The 19,678-nt window shown below is 67.2% G+C and carries 16 protein-coding genes; 10 read left to right on the forward strand and 6 right to left on the reverse strand.

Annotated elements, in window-relative coordinates:
* The first annotated feature begins 79 nt into the window (after positions 1–79).
* The 4 genes from mgrA (at position 80) to DDE10_RS18860 (ending at position 5,491) form a co-directional block, all read left to right on the forward strand.
* Positions 80–1,141, forward strand: coding sequence for an L-glyceraldehyde 3-phosphate reductase (gene mgrA, locus DDE10_RS18845; protein WP_114954351.1), 1,062 nt, complete (start codon positions 80–82; stop codon positions 1,139–1,141).
* A 383-nt stretch (positions 1,142–1,524) separates the two neighbouring features.
* Positions 1,525–3,573 carry a TonB-dependent receptor gene (locus DDE10_RS18850; protein WP_162806732.1) on the forward strand — a complete coding sequence of 683 codons (2,049 nt, stop codon included), beginning with the start codon at positions 1,525–1,527 and terminating at the stop codon, positions 3,571–3,573.
* A 44-nt stretch (positions 3,574–3,617) separates the two neighbouring features.
* On the forward strand, positions 3,618–4,517 hold the full coding sequence (locus DDE10_RS18855; protein ID WP_114954353.1) for a bile acid:sodium symporter family protein: 900 nt from the start codon (positions 3,618–3,620) through the stop codon (positions 4,515–4,517).
* Positions 4,514–5,491 carry an ornithine cyclodeaminase family protein gene (locus DDE10_RS18860; protein ID WP_284734765.1) on the forward strand — a complete coding sequence of 326 codons (978 nt, stop codon included), beginning with the start codon at positions 4,514–4,516 and terminating at the stop codon, positions 5,489–5,491. The genes DDE10_RS18855 and DDE10_RS18860 overlap by 4 nt, the downstream gene beginning before the upstream one ends.
* Before the next feature lie 18 nt (positions 5,492–5,509).
* Here DDE10_RS18860 and DDE10_RS18865 read toward each other — a convergent pair whose 3' ends face one another.
* From DDE10_RS18865 to DDE10_RS18880, 4 genes are all read right to left on the reverse strand, one after another.
* Entirely contained in the window at positions 5,510–6,688 is a 1,179-nt protein-coding gene (locus tag DDE10_RS18865) for a dipeptidase (RefSeq protein WP_284734766.1), read from the reverse strand.
* 14 nt (positions 6,689–6,702) lie between these two features.
* The gene (locus tag DDE10_RS18870; protein ID WP_114954354.1) at positions 6,703–8,142 is read right to left on the reverse strand and encodes an amidohydrolase family protein; all 1,440 of its coding nucleotides are present in this window, start codon (positions 8,140–8,142) and stop codon (positions 6,703–6,705) included.
* An 85-nt stretch (positions 8,143–8,227) separates the two neighbouring features.
* A complete protein-coding gene (gene kynU / locus DDE10_RS18875) occupies positions 8,228–9,457 on the reverse strand; it encodes a kynureninase (protein WP_114954355.1) in 1,230 nt (409 codons plus the stop codon).
* Positions 9,454–10,275 (reverse strand): tryptophan 2,3-dioxygenase, encoded by an 822-nt coding sequence (locus tag DDE10_RS18880; RefSeq protein WP_114954356.1) that lies wholly within the window; start codon positions 10,273–10,275, stop codon positions 9,454–9,456. Before DDE10_RS18880 ends, kynU begins: the two co-directional genes overlap by 4 nt.
* Positions 10,276–10,457: 182 nt before the next feature.
* Between DDE10_RS18880 and DDE10_RS18885 the strand changes: the two genes are divergently transcribed.
* The 6 genes from DDE10_RS18885 (at position 10,458) to DDE10_RS18910 (ending at position 18,310) form a co-directional block, all read left to right on the forward strand.
* Positions 10,458–10,928, forward strand: coding sequence for an Lrp/AsnC family transcriptional regulator (locus DDE10_RS18885; RefSeq protein WP_114954357.1), 471 nt, complete (start codon positions 10,458–10,460; stop codon positions 10,926–10,928).
* A gap of 292 nt (positions 10,929–11,220) precedes the next feature.
* Positions 11,221–13,707: a glycoside hydrolase family 3 protein gene (locus DDE10_RS18890; protein ID WP_114954358.1), complete on the forward strand. Its 2,487-nt coding sequence runs from the start codon at positions 11,221–11,223 to the stop codon at positions 13,705–13,707.
* 25 nt (positions 13,708–13,732) lie between these two features.
* On the forward strand, positions 13,733–15,028 hold the full coding sequence (locus DDE10_RS18895; RefSeq protein ID WP_114954359.1) for an MFS transporter: 1,296 nt from the start codon (positions 13,733–13,735) through the stop codon (positions 15,026–15,028).
* A 19-nt stretch (positions 15,029–15,047) separates the two neighbouring features.
* On the forward strand, positions 15,048–16,070 hold the full coding sequence (locus DDE10_RS18900; RefSeq protein ID WP_114954360.1) for a LacI family DNA-binding transcriptional regulator: 1,023 nt from the start codon (positions 15,048–15,050) through the stop codon (positions 16,068–16,070).
* Between the two features lie 173 nt (positions 16,071–16,243).
* The gene (gene glk / locus DDE10_RS18905) at positions 16,244–17,236 is read left to right on the forward strand and encodes a glucokinase (RefSeq protein ID WP_162806733.1); all 993 of its coding nucleotides are present in this window, start codon (positions 16,244–16,246) and stop codon (positions 17,234–17,236) included.
* Positions 17,237–17,263: 27 nt separating this feature from the next.
* Positions 17,264–18,310 carry an oxidoreductase gene (locus DDE10_RS18910; RefSeq protein ID WP_284734767.1) on the forward strand — a complete coding sequence of 349 codons (1,047 nt, stop codon included), beginning with the start codon at positions 17,264–17,266 and terminating at the stop codon, positions 18,308–18,310.
* Here the strand turns inward: DDE10_RS18910 and DDE10_RS18915 are convergent.
* Positions 18,300–18,794, reverse strand: coding sequence for a hypothetical protein (locus DDE10_RS18915; protein WP_284734768.1), 495 nt, complete (start codon positions 18,792–18,794; stop codon positions 18,300–18,302). The two genes, DDE10_RS18910 and DDE10_RS18915, sit on opposite strands and share 11 nt — an antisense overlap.
* A gap of 109 nt (positions 18,795–18,903) precedes the next feature.
* A complete protein-coding gene (locus DDE10_RS18920; RefSeq protein ID WP_114954362.1) occupies positions 18,904–19,500 on the reverse strand; it encodes a TetR/AcrR family transcriptional regulator in 597 nt (198 codons plus the stop codon).
* Positions 19,501–19,678: the final 178 nt, after the last annotated feature.

Raw genomic sequence — 19,678 nt, forward strand, 5'->3', positions numbered from 1 at the left:
CTTGATTGTGATGGCAGCGCTGTCATGCTGCGACTCCAGGATGCTTCCCCCCGCCGCCGATCGAAGGACTCCCTATCCCATGCCTTCACCCCAGCCCCATGTCGCCGATCCGGACCGCTATGACGGGCGGATGCCCTATCGCCGCTGCGGCCGCTCCGGCCTCGATCTTCCCGCGGTTTCGCTGGGTCTCTGGCAGAATTTCGGCGGGACGGACGTCTTCGAGACGGGACGAGCGATTCTTCGCCGTGCCTTCGACCGCGGCGTCACCCATTTCGACCTCGCCAACAATTACGGGCCGCCCTACGGCTCCGCCGAGGAGAATTTCGGCCGCGTCCTCGCCGCCGATTTCCGCGGCCACCGCGACGAGCTGGTCATCTCGACCAAGGCGGGCTGGGACATGTGGCCGGGGCCCTATGGCGATGTCGGGGGCAGCCGGAAATATCTGATCGCGAGCTGCGATCAGAGCCTCAGGCGGATGGGGCTCGACTATGTCGACATCTTCTATTCGCACCGGGTCGATCCGAAGACGCCGCTCGAGGAGACGATGGGCGCGCTCGCTCATCTCCACCGTCAGGGCAAGGCGCTCTATGTCGGCATCTCCTCCTACTCGCCCGAGCTCACCCGCAGGGCTCACGCGATCCTCGCCGAGGAGAGGGTGCCGCTGCTCATCCATCAGCCGAGCTATTCGATGCTCAACCGTTGGGTCGAGGATCAACTGCTGGACACGCTGGCGGAGCTCGGCGTCGGCTGCATCGCCTTCTCGCCGCTGGCACAGGGGATGCTCACCTCCAAATATCTCGCCGGCGTCCCAGAGGGCGCCCGCGTCACCCGCGGCGGCTCGCTATCGAGCCACCTGCTGACGCCCGAAAATGTCGAACGCATCCGTGTGCTCGACGCGGTCGCGAAGCGCCGCGGCCAGACACTCGCCCAGATGGCGATCGCCTGGGTGCTGCGCGACTCGCGGGTCACTTCGGCGCTGGTCGGCGCGCGCACCGTCGAGCAGCTCGACGACAGCCTGGAAGCGGTGAACAGCCTCCACTTCGGCGAAGAGGAGCTGTCCGAGATCGACCACCACGCCACCGATGGCGGCGTTGACTTGTGGCGCGTCTCGTCGAGGCTGAGCGAGGCCGACCTCGCCTGACCGCGACCGGATGTTCCGGTCGGACTAGGGCAGGAGAGCTCTTCAGGATTCGTTCTACGGATGTGGTCTCACGCAGGCCGCTCGTTCTGATGGGCCGGGGCGATCGTGACGCTTTGGGGACAATGTTCTTGTCACTTCCCGCTACGCTTGGCCAAGCGCGTTCGTGGGAGAGCGGAAGGGCACCCGCAGCCGGGGAACAGCGGATAAATCCAGCATATCAAGGGGTCCAGATGGAAGACGCTAAGACCATATTCGAGCGCTCCGGGGGAATTTCCGCGCGAGCTCTTTCTTTGTCGCTTATCTCCCTTACAATGTCGGGAACGGCCTGGGCACAGGAGGCGCCGCGAGAGGCGCCGCCGGAGGAGGGCGTCAGCGAGATTGTGGTGACCGCTTCGAAGCGGGGCACTGTCAACATCCAGGACATACCCTACAATATCTCGGCGATCAGCACCGAGCAGCTCGAGCGGACCGGCGCGACGACGCTGGAGGACATTGCGCGTCTTGTGCCGGGCGTTACGACCACCGGCGGCCAAAGCAATCGGACCGTCATCATCCGGGGCTTGGCCGCCTCCGCCGGCGCACCCCAGGTGGCCATCTATCTCGACGAAACGCCGCTCAGCGGCGTCGGCGGCACCAATGTCCGCCAAACGGATCTCGGCCTCTACGATATCGAGCGGGTCGAGATCCTTCGCGGGCCGCAGGGAACACTCTATGGTGCGAGCTCGCAGGGCGGCACGATAAGATATATCACGCGCAAGCCGGATTCGAATGACTTCGAGGGCGCGATCGGGGCCCGTGCCGGCATTCGCGCCCGCGACGGCGGCTGGCGTACCGAAGCCAACGGGATGCTCAACCTGCCGATCGTCGAGGACCTGCTCGCCATTCGCGCAGTGGGATATTGGCGTCGGGTGGACGGACTGGTCGATCTGCCGGCGCTCGATCGGAACCAGTCCGATGACGAGAACAGCCATGGCGGGCGCATCCAGGTCGCGCTCACCCCTGGCTCGGACACCCTGATCCTGGCGTCGGCCATCTACCAGAAGACCGAGCTGGACGATACCAGCCGGGTCCTGTCGACCGATGACTCCCGTCCCAATCCCGTCCTGGAACCCTATGAGGACGAGCTGCGCCTGCTCAACCTCACCGTCGAGCAGGGGCTGGGCTTCGGCACGCTGACCGGTACGATCTCCACCTATCAGCGCGACGCTTTCTTCGTTTTCGACCAAAGCCAGTTCGTCGTGCCGAGATACGGCTCGATCAACCAGACTTCCCGGACGGAAGCGACTACGGGCGAGTTGCGGTTCGCCTCCACCTTCGATGCGCCGATCCAAATCGTGACGGGCGTCTTCTTCGAGAATCGCGATCTCGAAGCGGTAAGCGCCGGGCTCTATGTCGATCCGGAGACCGGCCTGCCGGATGCGCCGCCCGAGCCCTTCTTCATCCAGCCCAGCAGTCAGGTCGTCCGCAATAGGGCGGCCTTCCTCAACGCGACCTACGACATCACCGACCGTCTCTCCGCGGAAGCCGGCATTCGCTTCTACGAGATGAGGCGCCGCAACGAGTCGAGCCTCGAGCTCGACGTGTTCGGCCGTCCTCTTGGCCCGCAGCCGACGCAGAGGGCCTCGTCCGACGGAAATGTGAAGCGGTTTCAGCTTTCCTACGACGTCACCGAGGACGTTCTCGTCTACGGCATATATTCCGAAGGCTTCCGCGAGGGAGGCCCGAACGCGCCGGGCCTGCTCGGCAACTATTCGCTGACCTTCGGGCCGGATCTGGTCCAGAATTACGAGTTGGGCTGGAAGTCCACCTTGTTCGGGCGTCAGCTCCTGCTGAACGGCGCCGTCTATTACATGACCTGGGACGACATCCAGGTTTCGCAGCGGGATCCGACCGGAGCATTCACCTTCACGTCGAACGCCGGCAAAGCCGATCTCAAGGGCGCGGAGCTGGAGGGGCGGTTTGACCCGGCCGCGCTGCCGGGCTTTTCGACCAATTTCGCGCTGCGTTATTCGGATCAGAAGCTGACCGAGGACAATCCGCTCGTGGCCGGGCCGCCGCCCGATCCGAATGCCGGCAGGAGGGGAGAGCGGATACCTTATACGAGCCGCTTCTCTGCCAATGCGGGCGTCGAGCAAAGGTTCGATGTCGCCGGCCTGCGCGCCTTCGCGCGCGCAGACCTCGCTTATGTTGGCTCGGCCTACACGACGTTCAGCCGGACCGATCCGTTGAGGCGGAAGGTCGGCGATTATGCCCTGGTGGATCTGAGGTTAGGGATCGAGGAGCGGGGCTGGGACGCCTCGATCTATGTGCGCAACCTGTTCAACGAGCGCGCCTTCACGAACTGGACCATCGAGAGCCGGCCCGGCATTCCGGACCGCGTCCTGACGAACGAGCCGCGCGAAGCCGGGATTCAGGTCGCCTACCGATTCTGACCTTTCCCGCTCGATGAGTCGCAATTCCGTCCGATAGGGGAACGATGAGTCCCGAGTTCGTCGCTTTCGTGAACGCCGTCTTCGTGCCCGTGGGGCTCATGCTGATCATGTTCAGCATGGGCCTCACGCTGGCGCTGCGGGATTTCGGGCTGGTGCTCACCCATCCGCGAATGGTGATCGTCGGGCTTGGCGGTCAGCTGATCATGCTGCCGATACTCGGCTTGCTGATCGGCGCCCTGTTCGGATTGTCACCGGAGCTGGCACTGGGGCTGTTCATCATCTCGATCTGCCCGGCCGGAACGACATCGAATGCGATCACGTTCGTCGGCCGCGGGAACATTGCCCTCGCCGTGGTCCTTACGGCTTTGTCCAGCATGGTCACTGTGTTCAGCATCCCGCTGCTGCTGAGCTGGGCGATTCCCTTTTTCCTGGCGGGCGGCGGCGCCGAGGTGCCGGCGCTCTCCGTTCCCGGCACGATGCTGCAACTCCTGCAGATCACTGTCGCCCCGATCGCCGTCGGCATGCTGGTGCGGCGTTTCGCGCCGAACGTGGCGGACCGGATGGCCAGGTGGCTCCGGCCGACCTCGCTTGTCGTGCTGATCGGAGTCATCGCCCTCTCCGTGGCGGTGAGCCTCGAGATGGTACTCCTCAACCTGGCCGCCGCCGGGCCTGCCATCTGGACCCTCAACGCGGCCGCCATCGTCGCGGGCGTCATGCTGGCGCGAGCCCTTGGCGCCGACAGCCGGGATTCCATGACCATCGGAATAGAGGTCGGCGTGCAGAATGCCACGATGGCGATCTTCCTCACGCTTACCGTGCTCGGCAGCCTCCCGCTGGCGGTTACCCAGAATATCTACGGGGTCGTGATGATCCTCAACGCCTTCCTTCTCATCCGCTGGTTTCGCCGCCGGCTCGACCGGCACGAGGCCGTCGGCCACCCGTGAGCCTGTTCGTGTTTTCGGCCGCCGAGGTCGCGGCCCTGCTGCCCTACGAAACCTGCATTCCGCTGATGCGGCAGGCGATGATGGCCTTGTCCGCGGGCGGGACGAAGCAATTGCCCAGGGGCATCATCGACCTCGCGCAAGGTCGTGCCTTCGGCGTCATGCCGGGCGCGATTGCGGATGACGGACCGTTCGGCGCAAAGGTGGTCAGCGTCTTCGAGGAGAATTTCGCCAGAGGGCTGCCGTCCCACCAGGGCGTCATGCTGCTTTTCGACCAGCAGGGCGGCGCGCCGGTGGCGATCCTCGATGCCGGCGAAATCACGGCCATCCGGACCGCGGCGGCGTCGGCGGCCGCGACGGACTGCCTTGCGCGCGAGGAAGCGCGCCGGCTCGCCCTCTTGGGCTATGGCGAGCAGGCTTGGCGACACGTGGAGGCGATCCGCCGGATTCGTCCGGTCGATCGGGTCGCGGTCTGGGGGCGCTCGCCGGAGCGCGCCTCGCAATTTGCGGAGCGCGTGCGCGCCGTGGGCCTCGAGGCGCGCGTGGCCTCCGATCCCGCGGACGCCGTCGCCGACGCCGAAATCATCTGCACCACGACGGCCGCGGACGATCCGATCCTGTCCCGCTCAATGGTGCCGGCGGGCGCGCACATCAATGCGGTCGGCTCGAGCCGGGTGGGGCCGGCGGAGATTGCGGAGGACCTCGTGGCCGCCGTGCGCTTCTTCGCCGATCACCGCGCGAGCCTTTTGGCCCAGGGCGGCGAGTTCATTCGCGCGAAGCGATCGGGCCTGATCGACGACGACCATCTTGCCGGCGAGATCGGCGAGGTGATGGCAGGCTCGGTTCCGGGCCGCATCGGCCCGCGCGAAATCACGCTCTACAAGTCGCTGGGGAATATCGTCCAGGACCTGGCGGCGGCCAGTCATGTCTACGGCGAGGGGCGCCTCGTCGGGTCCGGAACGCGCATATCGTTCTGAGCAGGCGCTGCCCTGCGCTCAGGCGCCCCAGACGTTCCTCGCATGCCGGAAGAAGTTCGTCCCCAGGATCTTCTCGATGCGCGTCCTCGAATGGCCGCGCTCGCGCAGCAGCTCCGCGAGGCGATGGAATTGCGTCGGTCCTCGCAGGTCCAGCGCGAAGGGGAGGGTGTTCGGCCCTTCGCCCGCCGCGCCGATCCCGGACTGACGGCGATAGGCGACCTCTTCGGCGAGGCGCTCGCGATAGGCCTCCAGATCGTCGATCTGGGTCACGGGACCATCCGTGCCGATCCCCACATGGTCCTCGCCGCAAACGTTCACCGCATGCTCGATATGGCGCACGACGTCGGCCGCCATCACGCTCCCGTCCGGGTCGAGGAACGGCATGAAATAGATGCCGACGAAGCCCCCTTTCTCCGCGACCAGCCGCAATTCCTCGTCGGTTTTGTTGCGCGGCAGGTCGGTGAGCGCCCGGCATCCGGTATGGCTGATCGATATCGGTTGCTGCGACAGGCGCGCCGCCTCCAGGCACGTATTCTGGCCGCTATGCGACAGGTCCACCATGATCCGGTTCTGGTTGAGCCGTTCCAGGACCTGGCGCCCGAATTCGGTGAGCGCGCGATTCTGCGGCGCCATCGATCCGTCGCCGATCTGGTTGGCGGGATTGTAGGTCAGCTGGATGATGCGGACGCCGAGGTCGGCGAATATGTCGACGCGGGCCAGGTCGTCGCCGATCGGTGCGCCGTTCTGGAAACCGTAGATGATGCCGACTTTCCGGTCCCTTTTGGCGTTCAGGATGTCGGCCGCGGTCAATATCTTGGTCAGGTCCCCCGACTGGGCGCGGATCATCTGGTCGTAATTGGCGATGTCGGAGACGGAGACTTCGAACGGGTCGCCTTCGCCCGCGACATAGCCCAGGGTGCAGTTGACCGCGGTCAGGCCGGAAGCATGCGCATCCGCCAGCGTCCGCTGGTCGAGCTGCCTTCGCCGCCGGGTTCCGCGCTGGATCGCGCTGTCGCCGTTGTCCCTGACGACATTGGGATTGCTGAGGCCACCCAGCGCATTGATGATGACCAGGTCGCTCCATGCGGCCGCGCCGGCAGTCTGCGCGGATGCCGCGCCGGGGCCGAGCGCGGCGGTAGCGACCCCCGCGCCCGTCATCATCAGGAAGTCTCGCCGGCTGGTATCCGCTGCAATCATGAAATGCTCCTCCGTCAATTTCCGCTCGCTTGCGCGCGCTCGGCCTGCACGCCGAATTCCTCGGCCGTCACGGGCGCATAGTCGCTGCGGGCATAGGCGATGCCGCGTTTCACCGTGAACGCGACCGATCGAAGGTTGGAGATGTCCGCCGACGGATCGTCCGTGACGAACACCAGGTTCGCGAGCTTGCCCGGCGCGATCGTGCCCATTTCGCTCTCCCTTCCGATCGTCCGTGCCGCGATCTGCGTGGCCGATCGGATCACCTGCAGGGTGGGCATGCCGACCCGTTCGGCCAGAATCTCCAGCTCCTCGTGCAAAGCGGGATAAGGCTCGCTCCATGGGGTGATGCCGTCGGTGCCGGCGGATATCTGGACGCCTTCGCCGAAGGCCTGCCGGGTCAGCCGGACGGCCAGCTCGGAAGGGCAGCGCGGCGGATCGCCGGCGCGGGTCACCTGAAGCCGCTTTTCCTCCTCGACATAGATGCGGTTGGTCGCATCCAGGATGATGTCCCGCGCCCTCATCCGCTGGAAGAGCGCCGCCATGGCGGGATTGTCGCCGTTCGCGAACGGCCTGGGATCGACCGGCACGCGATCCTGATAGCTCGACGGGCGTGTTTCCGACAGCTGATAGGCGAGATAGCAGACGTGCGAGACCACATCGACTTCGGCGTCGAGGACCTCCGCCGGCGAGGCCGGGAAGACCATGGCGTGCGCCCACACGGGCACGTTCTGGCGATGCGCCTCTCGCGTGATACGGTCGACGAGCGCGGCCGGGAGATTCGCATAGATCTTGATGCCGGTGGCATTGGTGCCACGCGCCATCGCGACCGCCAGCGGCAGGTCCGTCTCGTCCGTGATGGCCTGCATCCAGGGCACTTCCCCCGGCGTTGCGCCCTGGGCCACCGCGATGGTGCGCGGATCGCTGAAGAAGCTGGGGCCCGCCATCAGCGCGGCATAGTAGATGTCGGGCGCCGCCAGCTCCCTGAGCCGTGCGCCGCGCGCCAGGTCGCCGATCGCCCGCAGATCGTCCGCCATGTCGCGGACCGCCGTGATCCCGCTATAGACCTGTCGGCGCAATATCGCCTCTGCGCGCCGGCGATTGGGCGGCGTGGCGAGGTGGACGTGGGAATCGATCAGGCCCGGCAGGACATAGAGGCCCGTCGCGTTCACGACCCGCGCGCCCGCCGGAATGCCTTCCTCGCTCCCGGCCGGTAGGATGGCGGCGATCGTCGGCCCTTCGACCAGGATCGATACGTTGGGCCGTGGCGGCGCGCCGGTCCCGTCGATGAGCGTTGCTCCGCGATAGACGGTGATGGCGACCGCTGCGGATGCCGGTGCGCCTGCGACAGCCGGCGGACTCGCCGGTGCCGGATTCTGCGACATGCCGGCGGAAGGGGAGGAAAGGCAGAAAGGCAGGATCGCCGCGGTCAGGGCAAGTGCAAGGCGAATTCGCATTCATTCCCTCCAGTTCGATGCCGGTTCACGGGGCACGGGCGCCGCCGTCCTGCGGACATGTGCGGCATGAAGTCACCCGAAGCGTTCACGTCACCCTGGCCCGCGTGCTTCGGGACTCCGAGCGCCAAGTCTCCTTGTCGAAAACGTCGCGCAGGATTTCCACGGCTTTCCACAGATCCTCGAAGCCGAGATAGAAAGGCGTCAGCCCGAATCGCGCAATGTCAGGAGCACGGAAGTCGCCGATGACGTTGCGCCGGATCAGCGCCTGCACGATCGAATAGGCCTCGGGGTGCCCGAACGACACGTGACTGCCCCTGGCCGACGATGCACGCGGACTGGCCAGTGTCAGTCCGAAGCCGCCGCACTCCTGCTCGACGGCGGCAATGAAGAAGTCGCCCATTGCTTGCGACTTGCGTTCCACGATGCCCATGTCGGCATCGGACAGCACGTCCAGCCCCGCCTCGAGCCCGAGCATACTCAGCAGGGGCGGCGTTCCGCACAGGAAACGGTCGACGCCGGCGGCGGGTACATATTCGTCCACGAAGGCGAAGGGATCGCGATGACCCATCCAGCCGCCGACAGGGCATCGCATATGCGGCTGGTGCCGCTCCGCGACGAACAGGAAGCTGGGCGCACCCGGCCCGCCATTGAGATATTTGTAGCCGCAACCGACCGCCAGATCGACTTCGTCGGCGTTGAGATCCAGCGCCACCGCGCCGGCGCTATGGCTGAGGTCCCAGAGGATCAGCGCCCCCTTGGCGTGCGCCGCCCGGGTGATCCGCCGCATGTCCAGCCTGGCGGCGGTCTTGTAGTGGATATGGGTGAGCACGACTAAAGCGACGTCCTCGGAAATGGCGTCGATCACATGCTGTGCGCAGGTCGTCCGCAATTCCGCCCCGGTCAGTTCGGCCGCACTCCGGGCGACGTAGAGGTCCGTGGGGAAGTTGCCCGTCTCCGTGACGATCGCGCTCCGGCCGGGGCGCGCCCGCAAGGCGGCGACGATCAGCTTGAAGAGGTTCGCGGAGGTGGAATCGGCGACAACGACTTCATCGGCCTTCGCCCCGATCAGGCGCGCGATCTTGGCGCCGACGCGGGCCGGAGCGGCGATCCAATCATGGTCGTTCCAGCTGCGGATGAGACCCCGGCCCCATTCCTCCTCGACCGCACGCGTGATGCGCGCCGAGGTCGTGGCCGGAAGGGCGCCGAGGGAATTGCCGTCGAGATAGATGCAGCCGGGCGGCAGGCGGAATCGGTCGCGGAAGGGCCTCAGGGGATCGGCCGCATCGAGCCGGACGGCGGCTGTCCGGTCGATCATTGGACGAGTGTCCGCACCGACAGCAGTTCCGGAAAGAAGCGCTGCTTCAGTACGCTCTCCAGATAGGCGGCGCCCGAAGTCCCGCCGGTCCCCTTCTTGAAGCCGATGATCCGCTCCACGGTCTTCAGGTGAGCGAATCGCCATCGCTGCAGGTCGTTCTCGATGTCGACCAGCTTTTCCGCCAGCTCGTAGAGCGGCCAGTTCGCTTCCGGTTCCTCGTAGATTCTCAGCCAGCAGGATTCCACTTCGGGCGCGGGCCGGTAGTCGGCTGCATGGTCGCGCTCCAGGCTATCGCGGGGAATGTCGAAGCCGCGACGGCAGAGGAGCCGGAGGACTTCGTCGTAGAGGCTCGGCCGGGCGAGCTCCTGCTCCAGGCGGCGCGCAAGCGCCGCGTTCGGCTGGGCATCGATCATTCGGCGGCTTCGTGCGCCGAGCATGAATTCCAGCAGCCGGTACTGGCCGGACTGGAAGCCGGAACTCGATCCCAGGAACGGGCGGAAGCGATGATAATCGGACGGAGTCATTGTCGCCAGAGCGTCCCAGGACTGGATCATCTGCGCCTGCGCGCGGGTCACGCGTGCGAGCATCTTGAGGGCCGGATCCAGCGCGTCGTCCCGGAGCAGCTCCCGGGCGCCAGAAAGCTCGTGGAGGGAGAGCTTGAGCCACAGCTCCGTCGCCTGATGGATGATGATGAACAGCATCTCGTCATGCTCGTCGGACAGGGGATGCTGGCAGGCCGTCAGCTCCGCGACGCGCAGGTAGCTGTCATATGTGACCGATCGCCCCGCTTGGGCGACATGTTCGCGAACTCCCGGCATGGGGCCATCATAGGATCCCTGCCGCAAACATTGTCCTCTCTCGGACTGGCATCCGGCGAATCTGAAGAACAACGTCCCGCAGATGAACGGACCGCCGGAATTCCATTCTTCCGTCCCCTTGCCGCGCCGCTATAGGGGCGACGGCGCCTGCCGCGCCGACATGCCGGGGAAGGGACTTGCCGATGGACGCCGTGGACCGCTCGATTCTCGCCTCCCTCGAGCGCGATGCGCGGCAGTCCTTCAGCACGCTGGCCGAGAATGTCGGCCTGTCGAAGACGCCTTGCTGGACGCGGGTCCAGTCGTTGGAGAGATCGGGCGCTCTGGCCGGCTATTATGCGGAGGTCGACCCGAGGGCGCTGGGGCTGGGCGTCTATGCGTTCGTCCAGATCAGCATCGATTTCGCGCGCCGCCCGGAATTCGAAACGGCGGTGCGGGACTGTCCGGCCGTGATCGAATGCTACACGATCGCCGGCGATGCCGATTATCTCGCCAAGGTGATCTGCCGGGACGTGGACGATCTCGATAACCTGCTGAGGTTCAGCATCTCGGCGCTGCCCGGCGTTCAGCGCTCGGCGACCATGGTCTGCCTCAAGACGGTCAAGACCCGCGGATCGGTGCTCGCCGCCGCGGAAAGGAAGCGAAGGTTCGGCTAGTGCCGAGTGCATTGGCGGATCGCCCTTCGGTTTACGCGCCGTCGGTCCGCCGCGGCGGCGATGCCGTCGACCGCCTCTTCGATCCAGCCGCCGTCGTCGCGCAACATGTCGAAGTTGGAACAGGTCCAGGCGCAGCTCTGCACGCGCTACCGAAGCGAAATTGGCGCTGGCGGTCGCTCCGCGCCCGGACGCTAAACAAGCCTCTTGCTATCTGACAGCGCTGTCAAATATGCTCGCGTCGAAGCGGCGGTCCCGTCAGAGGATTCCCGCGAACCAGGGAGAGGGTGAGCTGATGCTGAATCGTGCCGTGCTGCTGGTCGGGCTGCTGTCGACCGTGTCCTTCGCCGCCACGGCGCAGACGACGACCAATGCCGCCCCCGCAGCTCCGGCCGCCGCAACCGCGCCGGAAGCGGCCTGGCCCCGGGTCACCAGCCGCGTGGCGGCCGATCCGGCCGTCGAGCGGCGGATCGACGACATGCTCCAGCGCATGACGCTCGAGCAGAAGGTCGCCCAGATCGTCCAGCCCGACATCGCCAGCATCACGCCAGAGGAATATCGGCAATATCGTTTCGGCTCGATCCTCGCCGGAGGCAACAGCTCGCCGGGCGGCGTCGAGACGGCGCCCGCGGCGGAATGGCTGGCGCTTGCCGATGCCTTCTGGGACGCTTCGATGGACGGGCCGGAGGACGGCCTGCGCATTCCCGTCATGTGGGGAATCGACGCCGTCCACGGACATGCCAACGTCGTCGGCGCGACCATCTTTCCGCAGAATATCGGCCTCGGCGCCACCCGCAATCCGGAGCTGATCCGCCGCATCGGCGAGGTCACCGCGATCGAGATGGCGGTGACCGGCATCGACTGGGACTTTTCGCCGACCCTGGCCGTCGTCCGCGACGATCGCTGGGGCCGCACCTATGAAGGCTTTTCCGAGGACCCCGAGATCGTGCGCTCGTTCGCCGGCGCGATCGTCGAGGGTCTGCAGGGCCGCCCCGGCACGCCCGAATTCCTCGGCCCGGGCAGGGTCATCGCCACCGCCAAGCATTTCGTCGGCGACGGCGGCACCGAAAACGGCCGTGACCAGGGCGACAATCCCTCCGCGCCGGAGGCGCTTCGCGACATCCATGGCGCCGGCTACCCGCCGGCGATCGAGGCCGGGGTCCAGGCGCTGATGGCGTCCTTCTCGAGCGTCCGCGGCGAGAAGGTCCATGGCAGCCGCGACCTGCTTACCGGGGCGATCCGGGACCAGATGGGCTTCGACGGCCTCGTTGTCGGCGACTGGAACGCGCACGGCCAGGTCGAGGGCTGCACCAACACCTCCTGCCCGCAAAGCTTCAACGCCGGGCTGGACATGTTCATGGCGCCGGACAGCTGGCGCGACCTCTACCGCAACACGCTCGCCCAGGTCCGGGACGGCACGATTCCGATGGCCCGGCTCGACGAGGCGGTCCGCCGTATCCTCCGGGTTAAGATCCGCGCCGGGCTGTTCGAGGAGGTTCGGCCGTCGCAGCGGCCTTATGCCGGCCGCTTCGAGCTGCTCGGCTCCGCCGATCACCGCGCCGTCGCCCGCCAGGCCGTGCGTGAATCGCTGGTCCTCCTCAAGAACCAGGGTCATTTGCTGCCGCTGCGCCCCGGCGCGAACGTGCTGGTGACCGGGGACGGGGCCGACAACATCGCCCGCCAATCGGGCGGGTGGACGATCACCTGGCAGGGCACGGGCGTCACCAACGAGCATTTCCCGAACGCCCAGTCGATCTTCGCGGGCATAAGCGAGACGGTCTCCGCGGCCGGCGGCACGGCCACCTTGAGCGTGGACGGGCGCTATAGCGGTCGCCCCGATGTCGCGATCGTCGTCTTCGGCGAGGACCCCTATGCCGAGTTCGTCGGCGACCGCCAGACGCTCGAATTCAGCCCGGCCGACAAGAACCATCTCGACACGATGCGGCGGCTGCGCGCCGACGGCATTCCCGTCGTAGCCGTCTTCCTCTCGGGCCGGCCGATGTGGGTTAATCCCGAGATCAACGCTGCCGACGCCTTCGTCGCCGCCTTCCTCCCGGGCAGCGAAGGCGGGGGAATCGCCGACGTCCTGTTCGCCAATGCCGACGGCTCGGTGCGGAACGATTTCCGGGGCCGGCTGTCCTTCTCCTGGCCGCGCCGGGCCGACCAGACGCCGCTCAACCGCGGCGATGCCGATTACGACCCGCTCTTCGCCTACGGCCACGGATTATCCTATGCCGACAATGGCGACGTCGCTCCTCTGTCGGAAGAGCGGCCGCAGGGCCTGGCGACCGAAGCCGGCGCACTGTTCGTGCGCGGGCGCATCGCGCCTGGCCTCGCGTTCGCCGCCGACGATCGGGTGCAGATGCGCGGCGTCGATCGGCGCGCGCAGGAGGATGCCCGCAGCTTCCGCTGGACCGGCGCCGGCACGGCGTCGCTCCAGTCGGCGACCCCGCTCGATCTGTCGCGCGAGGCCATAGGCGAGCTCAGCCTGATCTTCGACTACCGTGTCGATGCTGCTCCCGCGGGCGAGGTGCTTCTCGGCATGGCCTGCGGCGAGAGTTGCGGCGCGACGGTGCCGATCGCCGGCGCGCTTCGCGCCGCTCCCGTCGGTGAATGGCGCACCCTGGTCGTGCCGCTGCGCTGCTTCGCGCGCGGTGGCACCGAGATGAACCGGCTCGCCGCGCCATGGACCCTGACGTCGCGCGGCGCGCTCGGCCTGTCGGTCTCCGACATCCGGGTTGCCAGCGCCGCCGTGAACCAGGATCAATGCGGCCAGCCATGAGCCGGTCGGGGGAGGGGAAGCGGAGATGACCGACGCACGGATCAGCCGGAACACCGCCGGCGCCTTCGCGTCGGTGACGACGCTCTTCTTCGCCTGGGGGTTCATTACCTCGCTGATCGATCCGCTGGTCGCGGCGGTGAAGGGCATCTTCAGCCTTACCGATTTCCAGGCCCAGCTGAGCGCTTCGGCCTTCTTCATCGCTTATGGAGTGATGAGCTTTCCGGCAGCCGTGCTGCTGGCGCGGCGGCAGGCGGTGACCACGATCCTGGTCGCGCTGGCCATGATGGTGGCGGGCTGCCTCACCATGCTTCTCGCGGCCAATGTCGCGATCTACGGTCTCGTCCTGCTCGGGTTGTTCGTGCTGGCCAGCGGCATCACGGTGCTCCAGGTTGCCGCCAATCCGCTGGCGGCGGTGCTCGGCCCGCCGGAACGAAGCCATTTCCGTCTCACCTTCAGCCAGGCGTTCAACAGCTTCGGGACCTTCATCGGCCCCTATCTCGGCGCGGTCCTGTTCCTGAAGGGCGTCGAGGTGAAGGAGGGCACGGTGCTCACCGACGAGGTGCGCAACGCCGCGCTCGGCGGGATCGACGCCGCCTTCTTCTGGATCGCCGGTCTCATCATCCTCCTCGCCTTCTTCATCTGGTCGGCGCGCGGCCTGATCACCGCCGCCGCGCCGGCGCCGCCGATGCGCATCGCTCGCCGGGGCATGATCGCCACGATCGCCGAGGCCGCGTCGTCGCGCTGGGCCCTGCTCGGCGGCGCCGCCATATTCCTCTATGTCGGGGCCGAGGTCGCGATCGGCACCCAGATGGCGCTGTTCCTCAACAGCGACGATGTGCTCGGCGTCACGCTCGAAGATGCCGGCAAGATGGTCAGCCTCTATTGGGGTGGCGCCATGGTCGGACGGCTGATCGGATCGGTCCTGCTCACCCGGGTTCCGGCCGCGACCCTGCTCGCCGTCTTCACCGCGGCGGCCTGCGGACTGTGCCTTTACGTCTTCTCCGTGGGCGGGATCAGCGCCGGCTATGCAGCGCTGTCGATCGGCCTGTTCAATTCGATCATGTTCCCCGTCATCTTCACCCTCACGCTAGAGCGGAGCAGCGCCAGCGAGGAAGCCACCTCCGGCTTCCTCTGCTTCTCGATCGTCGGAGGTGCCGCCATTCCGCCGCTTGTCGGTCTGGTTTCCGGCCAGACCAGCTACGGCTTCGCCTTCATCGTCCCGGCGGTCTGCTACGCGTTGCTCCTTGCCTTCGCGGTCGCCGCCGGGCAGGCGAGGGTGAACCGGCCCGCTGCCGACGAGCCGCTTGCGGCCGTCCATTGAGGCGGCGGCAGGAGGGGGGATGACGCGCAAGACCATCGACGATGTCGCCGCCCTTGCCGGCGTCTCGATCAAGACCGTCTCGCGCGTGCTCAACGACGAGCCGAGCGTCCGGGCGGATACACGTCGTCGCGTCGAGGAGGCGATGGCGGCGCTGAATTATCAGCCGAGCCTCCATGCCCGCAGCCTCGCCGGGCGGCGCTCGAGCCTGGTCGGCCTGGTCTATGACAATCCAAGCGCGAACTATGTCTTCGCGGTCCAAAGCGGCGCCATCGCCCGTTGCCGGGAGAGCAAGCTGCGCTTGTTCATCCAGTCCTGCGACGGTCTCGACGACCGCCTGATCGGCGAGGTCCTGGCGATGGTCGACCAGACCCATGTCGACGGCCTGGTCGTGACTCCGCCGCTTTCCTCCAATGCCGAGCTCCTCGAGGCGCTGCGCCGCCGCCGCCTGCCCTTCGTCCTCATCGCGCCCGATGTTCCCGTCGCCGGCGCGCCTTCGGTCGTGATGGACGATCGCGCCGCGGCGCGCGAGATGACCGAATATCTCCTCGGCCTCGGCCATCGCCACATCGGAGTCATAGCGGGTCATCCCGATCACGGCTCGAGCCGCCTTCGCGAGGCGGGCTGGCGAGACGCCCTCCTTGCTCATGGCGAGCAAGCCGGGCCCGACCTCGTGGCACAGGGCTACAACACCGCCGCCTCTGGCAGGGAGGCCGCGCACGCTTTGCTGGCGGCCGCCGAGCGTCCGACCGCGCTCTTCGCCTGCAATGACGATATGGCTGCGGGAGCGATCCTCGCCGCGCACGAGCTGGGGCTGGTGCTGCCCGACCAGCTTTCCATCGCCGGCTTCGACGATACCGAGCTGGCCGGGCTGATCTGGCCGCCGCTCACCACGATCCACCAGCCGGTCTACGACATGGCCTATCGGGCCACCGAGCTGCTGGTCCAGCTGGTGCGCGGCGAGGAGGCACCCGCGACGACTCGCCTCGATCATCGGCTGGTCGTGCGCGCCTCGACCGGTCCGCCACGTTCCCGTCTCGAGTGATCCGGCACCGCTGGCGGGCGAGCAGGCACCCGCCGACATTTCCGCTCGCTGCCCGTTGACAGCGCTGTCTTTTGCCGATGTACCAGAGGGCGACGCCAGGGCCCGCGAGGAATGGACCTAATGCAGCTATGACGGGTTCCAGCATTGTCCGATTTCCTTCAGGAAAGGCTCCTGTGCCCACGGCCATCGCTTCGATCGACAAGGCGGTCGGCGAGCTCATGCTGGTCGCCGATATCGGCGGCACCAATGCCCGCTTCGCCCTTGCGCCGTTGCACGAAGGCGGGACGCCGATCGAGACGCGCAATTGGCTGGTGGCCGACTTCCCGACCCTGGCCGACGCCGTTTCAGCCTATCTCGACGAGGCCGCGCGCGGCGAGCCCGTTCGCGCCGGCATGATCGCCGTCGCCGGCCCGGCCAATCGCGACGACGTCAAGATCACCAATTGCAGCTGGACCTTCTCGATCGAAGGTACTCGCCGTGCGCTCGGCTTCGAGCGTCTGTTCGTCATCAACGACTTCGCGGCGAACAGCTGGGGCATGCTCGACCTCGGCCCGGACCAGCTGACCTCGCTGGGCGGTCCGGCGCCGGCGGATGCGCTCGCGGGGGTCTTCGCGGTCGTCGGGCCTGGAACCGGTCTCGGGGTGAGCGCGATCCATGCCGCCGCCGAGGACGTTACCGTCTTTTCCAGCGAGGGCGGTCACGCGGATTTTGCGCCGGTGAGCGACGAGGAGGTCGAGATCCTCGCCTGGCTCAGGCAGCGCCACCATCGCGTCTCCTACGAGCGGCTGATCTGCGGTCCCGGCCTTCGCAACATCTATCACGCGATCGGCGGCGACGAGAGCGTGACCAGTCCGGAAGAGGTCACGGCGCGCAAGGATTCGGACTTGCTGGCGCAGCGCGCGATCCGGATCTTCTGCGAGGTTCTCGGCAGCTTCGCCGGCAACGCCGCCTTGATGTTCGGGTCCTGGCAGGGACTGTTCCTCGCCGGCGGCATGCTCCGCCCGCTTCGCCAGGAGCTGATGTCCGGCGGCTTCCGCCGCCGCTTCGAGGACAAGGGCCGGTTCGGCGCCGAGCTGGAGCAGGTGCCGACCCTGCTCGTCGAGGAACCCGCGCTCGGGCTGCTCGGCGCTGCGACGGCGCTGCGCCACCGCCTCGGTTCGGCCTGACGGAAGGGGAGGGGGCATGAAGGACGAATGCCCTGCCTTGCCCCGCGCGGCGGCGCGCGCATGACCATCGGCGTCGGCCTGATCGGCTACGGCCTCGGCGGCGCCGTCTTCCACGCGCCCCTGATCCAGGCCTGTTCGGGACTCTCGCTGGAGGCGGTGGCGACCAGCCGCCCCGGCCCCGCCGGGGTTGCGACCGTGCGCGATCCGCAGGCGCTGATCGACGATCCCGCTCTGTCGCTGATCGTCGTGGTGACCCCGAACGAGACCCACCTGGCGCTCGCACGCGCGGCCCTCGAGAAGGGGAAGCATGTCGTCATCGATAAGCCGTTCGTGCCGACGGTCGCCGAGGCGGATGCGCTGATCGCGCTGGCCGAGAGGCAGGACCGGGTGCTCAGCGTCTTCCACAACCGGCGCTGGGACGGTGACTTCCTGACCGTGCGCGAGCTCGTCGCCTCCGGGCGTCTGGGCGAGATCATGCTGGCGGAAATGCACTGGGACCGCTTCCGCCTCGGGCTGCGTGCCGGCTGGAAGGATCGCGCGGCCGCCGGAACCGGCTTGCTCTACGATCTCGGCTCCCACTTGATCGACCAGGCGCTGCAGCTGTTCGGACCGCCCGACGCCGTTTCGGCCGATAGCGCGGCGCATCGCGAAGGCGCGGGCATCGACGACTATTTCGATCTCACGCTCGCTTACGGGGAGCGCCGGGTCCGGCTCTGCGCCGCCACGATCGTCACCGCACCGCGCCCGCGCTTCGCCCTGCACGGCACCGGTGGCAGCTACGTCAAATACGGCCTCGATCCGCAGGAGCCGCAACTGCAGGCGGAGCTCCGTCCCGGTGACGAGGGTTTCGCGGTGGAGGATCCGGCGTGGCACGGCATTTTCACCGATCCGGACGGCCGCAACGAGCGCATCGCCACTCGGCCCGGTCGCTATCTCGATTATTATGCCGGCATCGCTGCGGCGATACGCGGCGAGGCGTCGGTGCCGGTCGATCCGGCCGATGCCCGTTCGGGCCTCGCGCTCATCGAGGCGGCGCGGCGAAGCGCCGCCGAAGGCCGCACGATCAGGCTTTGAAGGCCCGGCTCGATCCGTCGCCGCCATCGCGCCGCCGCGTGGCGGCGCTGCCGGCGATCCGCAGATGCGGCCAGGCGAGCCAGGTGCCCACCGCATAGGTCAGGCCGTAGACCAGCACGACGAGCGTGCTCCAGACCGTGAACGGCGTCGCCATCTGCGGAATGAAGAACATGGCCGGCCATGGCGCCATGCCGCGGAAGAGATAGATGGCGCTGATCAGGACGAGCGCGGTCCGGATCAGCGGAAGCCGCCGGACGAGCCCGGCCGCGGAGAAGGCGTAGAGCGACCAGACGAGCAAGACGGCCGCGATGGCGAGGGTAATGGCGGCGGGCATGAGGGAACCGCGCTCCGCCGCTTGGGCCATCTCTTCACCCGCACCGAAGAAGCGGTACCAGGAGGGGCCACCCAATATCACGCCGACGTGAACCAGCCCCGCGATCGCGCTGAGGATGCCGCCGGCGATCAGCCATCTGTTCGAGCGCATCTGCGTTTCCCTCAACCTCTCTCGATTTTCCGCGGTGGGAGCCTGCACCAGCGCGGCCGGGACGCCAATCGAAACCGGCAGCGCAGCGTTGTCGCGACCGGGCGAGCGGTCAGCGTCCGCCGGCCGCCGCCAGCGCTTCGCGCACTCGCGCGAGCGCCGCCTCCTGGGGACGGTCTTCGCCGAGCAAGGCGAAGGTGCCGGTGAGGGCGAAGACGCAATGGCCGTGGACTGTCGCCACCAGCGATCTGGCGAGCGCCGCCGCCTTGTTACGGGCTTCCTCTGGCAGCACCTTCGCAATCTCCGCCTCGACCATGCCGGTGAGCTCGCCGCGCTGCTTGCGATACCGCTCCGGCAGGTCGCTGCCCTCGGGCGTGCGATGCTCGTAGATCGCCATCCACAGATTGGAGTTCTCCGAGGCGAAGCGGAAATAGCCGTCGACGAGGACGGCGATCCGGTCCTCCGGATCCTCGGCGAGCCGCTCGGCCATCGCCGCCGCCCACATCAGGAAGGTGCGGCTGTTGATCGCGAGGATCAGCCGATGGTTGCTGTCGAACAGATTGTAGAGCGTGCCTACCGAATAGCCGACCCTCTTGGCCACCTCGCGCGCGGAGAAGCGGGGATAGCCGACCTCCGCCATCAGGCGATGCCCTTCGGCGAGGATCAGTTCCTCCAGCTCTTCCCGGCTGTGGTCGGAACGGCGTCCCATCGAGCCGCGCTAGGCATTTAATTGAGCAGCGTCCAATTATTTTATTGAGCGCCGCTCAATACCGTGTCATCTGCATCTCGGCCGACGATTCGCTCGGCCGAGTGGGAGTGACCGAAAATGCCCGCCCGTCTTGGTCCCCAGGCTGCCGTCGAGGCGGCTTCCGTCGCCTCCTGAGGGA

Origin of the sequence: Sphingosinicella terrae, from assembly GCF_003347635.1 — a bacterium.
GTDB lineage: Bacteria > Pseudomonadota > Alphaproteobacteria > Sphingomonadales > Sphingomonadaceae > Allosphingosinicella > Allosphingosinicella terrae.

Excerpts from the sequence above, each read along its gene's own strand:
- DDE10_RS18910 (WP_284734767.1), top strand. The coding sequence starts at position 17,264 with ATGCCCTGCCTTGCCCCGCGCGGCGGCGCGCGCATGACCATCGGCGTC.
- DDE10_RS18870 (WP_114954354.1), bottom strand. The coding sequence starts at position 8,142 with ATGCGAATTCGCCTTGCACTTGCCCTGACCGCGGCGATCCTGCCTTTC.
- DDE10_RS18885 (WP_114954357.1), top strand. The coding sequence starts at position 10,458 with ATGGACGCCGTGGACCGCTCGATTCTCGCCTCCCTCGAGCGCGATGCG.
- DDE10_RS18865 (WP_284734766.1), bottom strand. The coding sequence starts at position 6,688 with ATGATTGCAGCGGATACCAGCCGGCGAGACTTCCTGATGATGACGGGC.
- DDE10_RS18915 (WP_284734768.1), bottom strand. The coding sequence starts at position 18,794 with ATGCGCTCGAACAGATGGCTGATCGCCGGCGGCATCCTCAGCGCGATC.
- DDE10_RS18900 (WP_114954360.1), top strand. The coding sequence starts at position 15,048 with ATGACGCGCAAGACCATCGACGATGTCGCCGCCCTTGCCGGCGTCTCG.
- DDE10_RS18920 (WP_114954362.1), bottom strand. The coding sequence starts at position 19,500 with ATGGGACGCCGTTCCGACCACAGCCGGGAAGAGCTGGAGGAACTGATC.
- mgrA (WP_114954351.1), top strand. The coding sequence starts at position 80 with ATGCCTTCACCCCAGCCCCATGTCGCCGATCCGGACCGCTATGACGGG.
- DDE10_RS18880 (WP_114954356.1), bottom strand. The coding sequence starts at position 10,275 with ATGCCGGGAGTTCGCGAACATGTCGCCCAAGCGGGGCGATCGGTCACA.
- DDE10_RS18895 (WP_114954359.1), top strand. The coding sequence starts at position 13,733 with ATGACCGACGCACGGATCAGCCGGAACACCGCCGGCGCCTTCGCGTCG.
- kynU (WP_114954355.1), bottom strand. The coding sequence starts at position 9,457 with ATGATCGACCGGACAGCCGCCGTCCGGCTCGATGCGGCCGATCCCCTG.
- DDE10_RS18890 (WP_114954358.1), top strand. The coding sequence starts at position 11,221 with ATGCTGAATCGTGCCGTGCTGCTGGTCGGGCTGCTGTCGACCGTGTCC.
- DDE10_RS18855 (WP_114954353.1), top strand. The coding sequence starts at position 3,618 with ATGAGTCCCGAGTTCGTCGCTTTCGTGAACGCCGTCTTCGTGCCCGTG.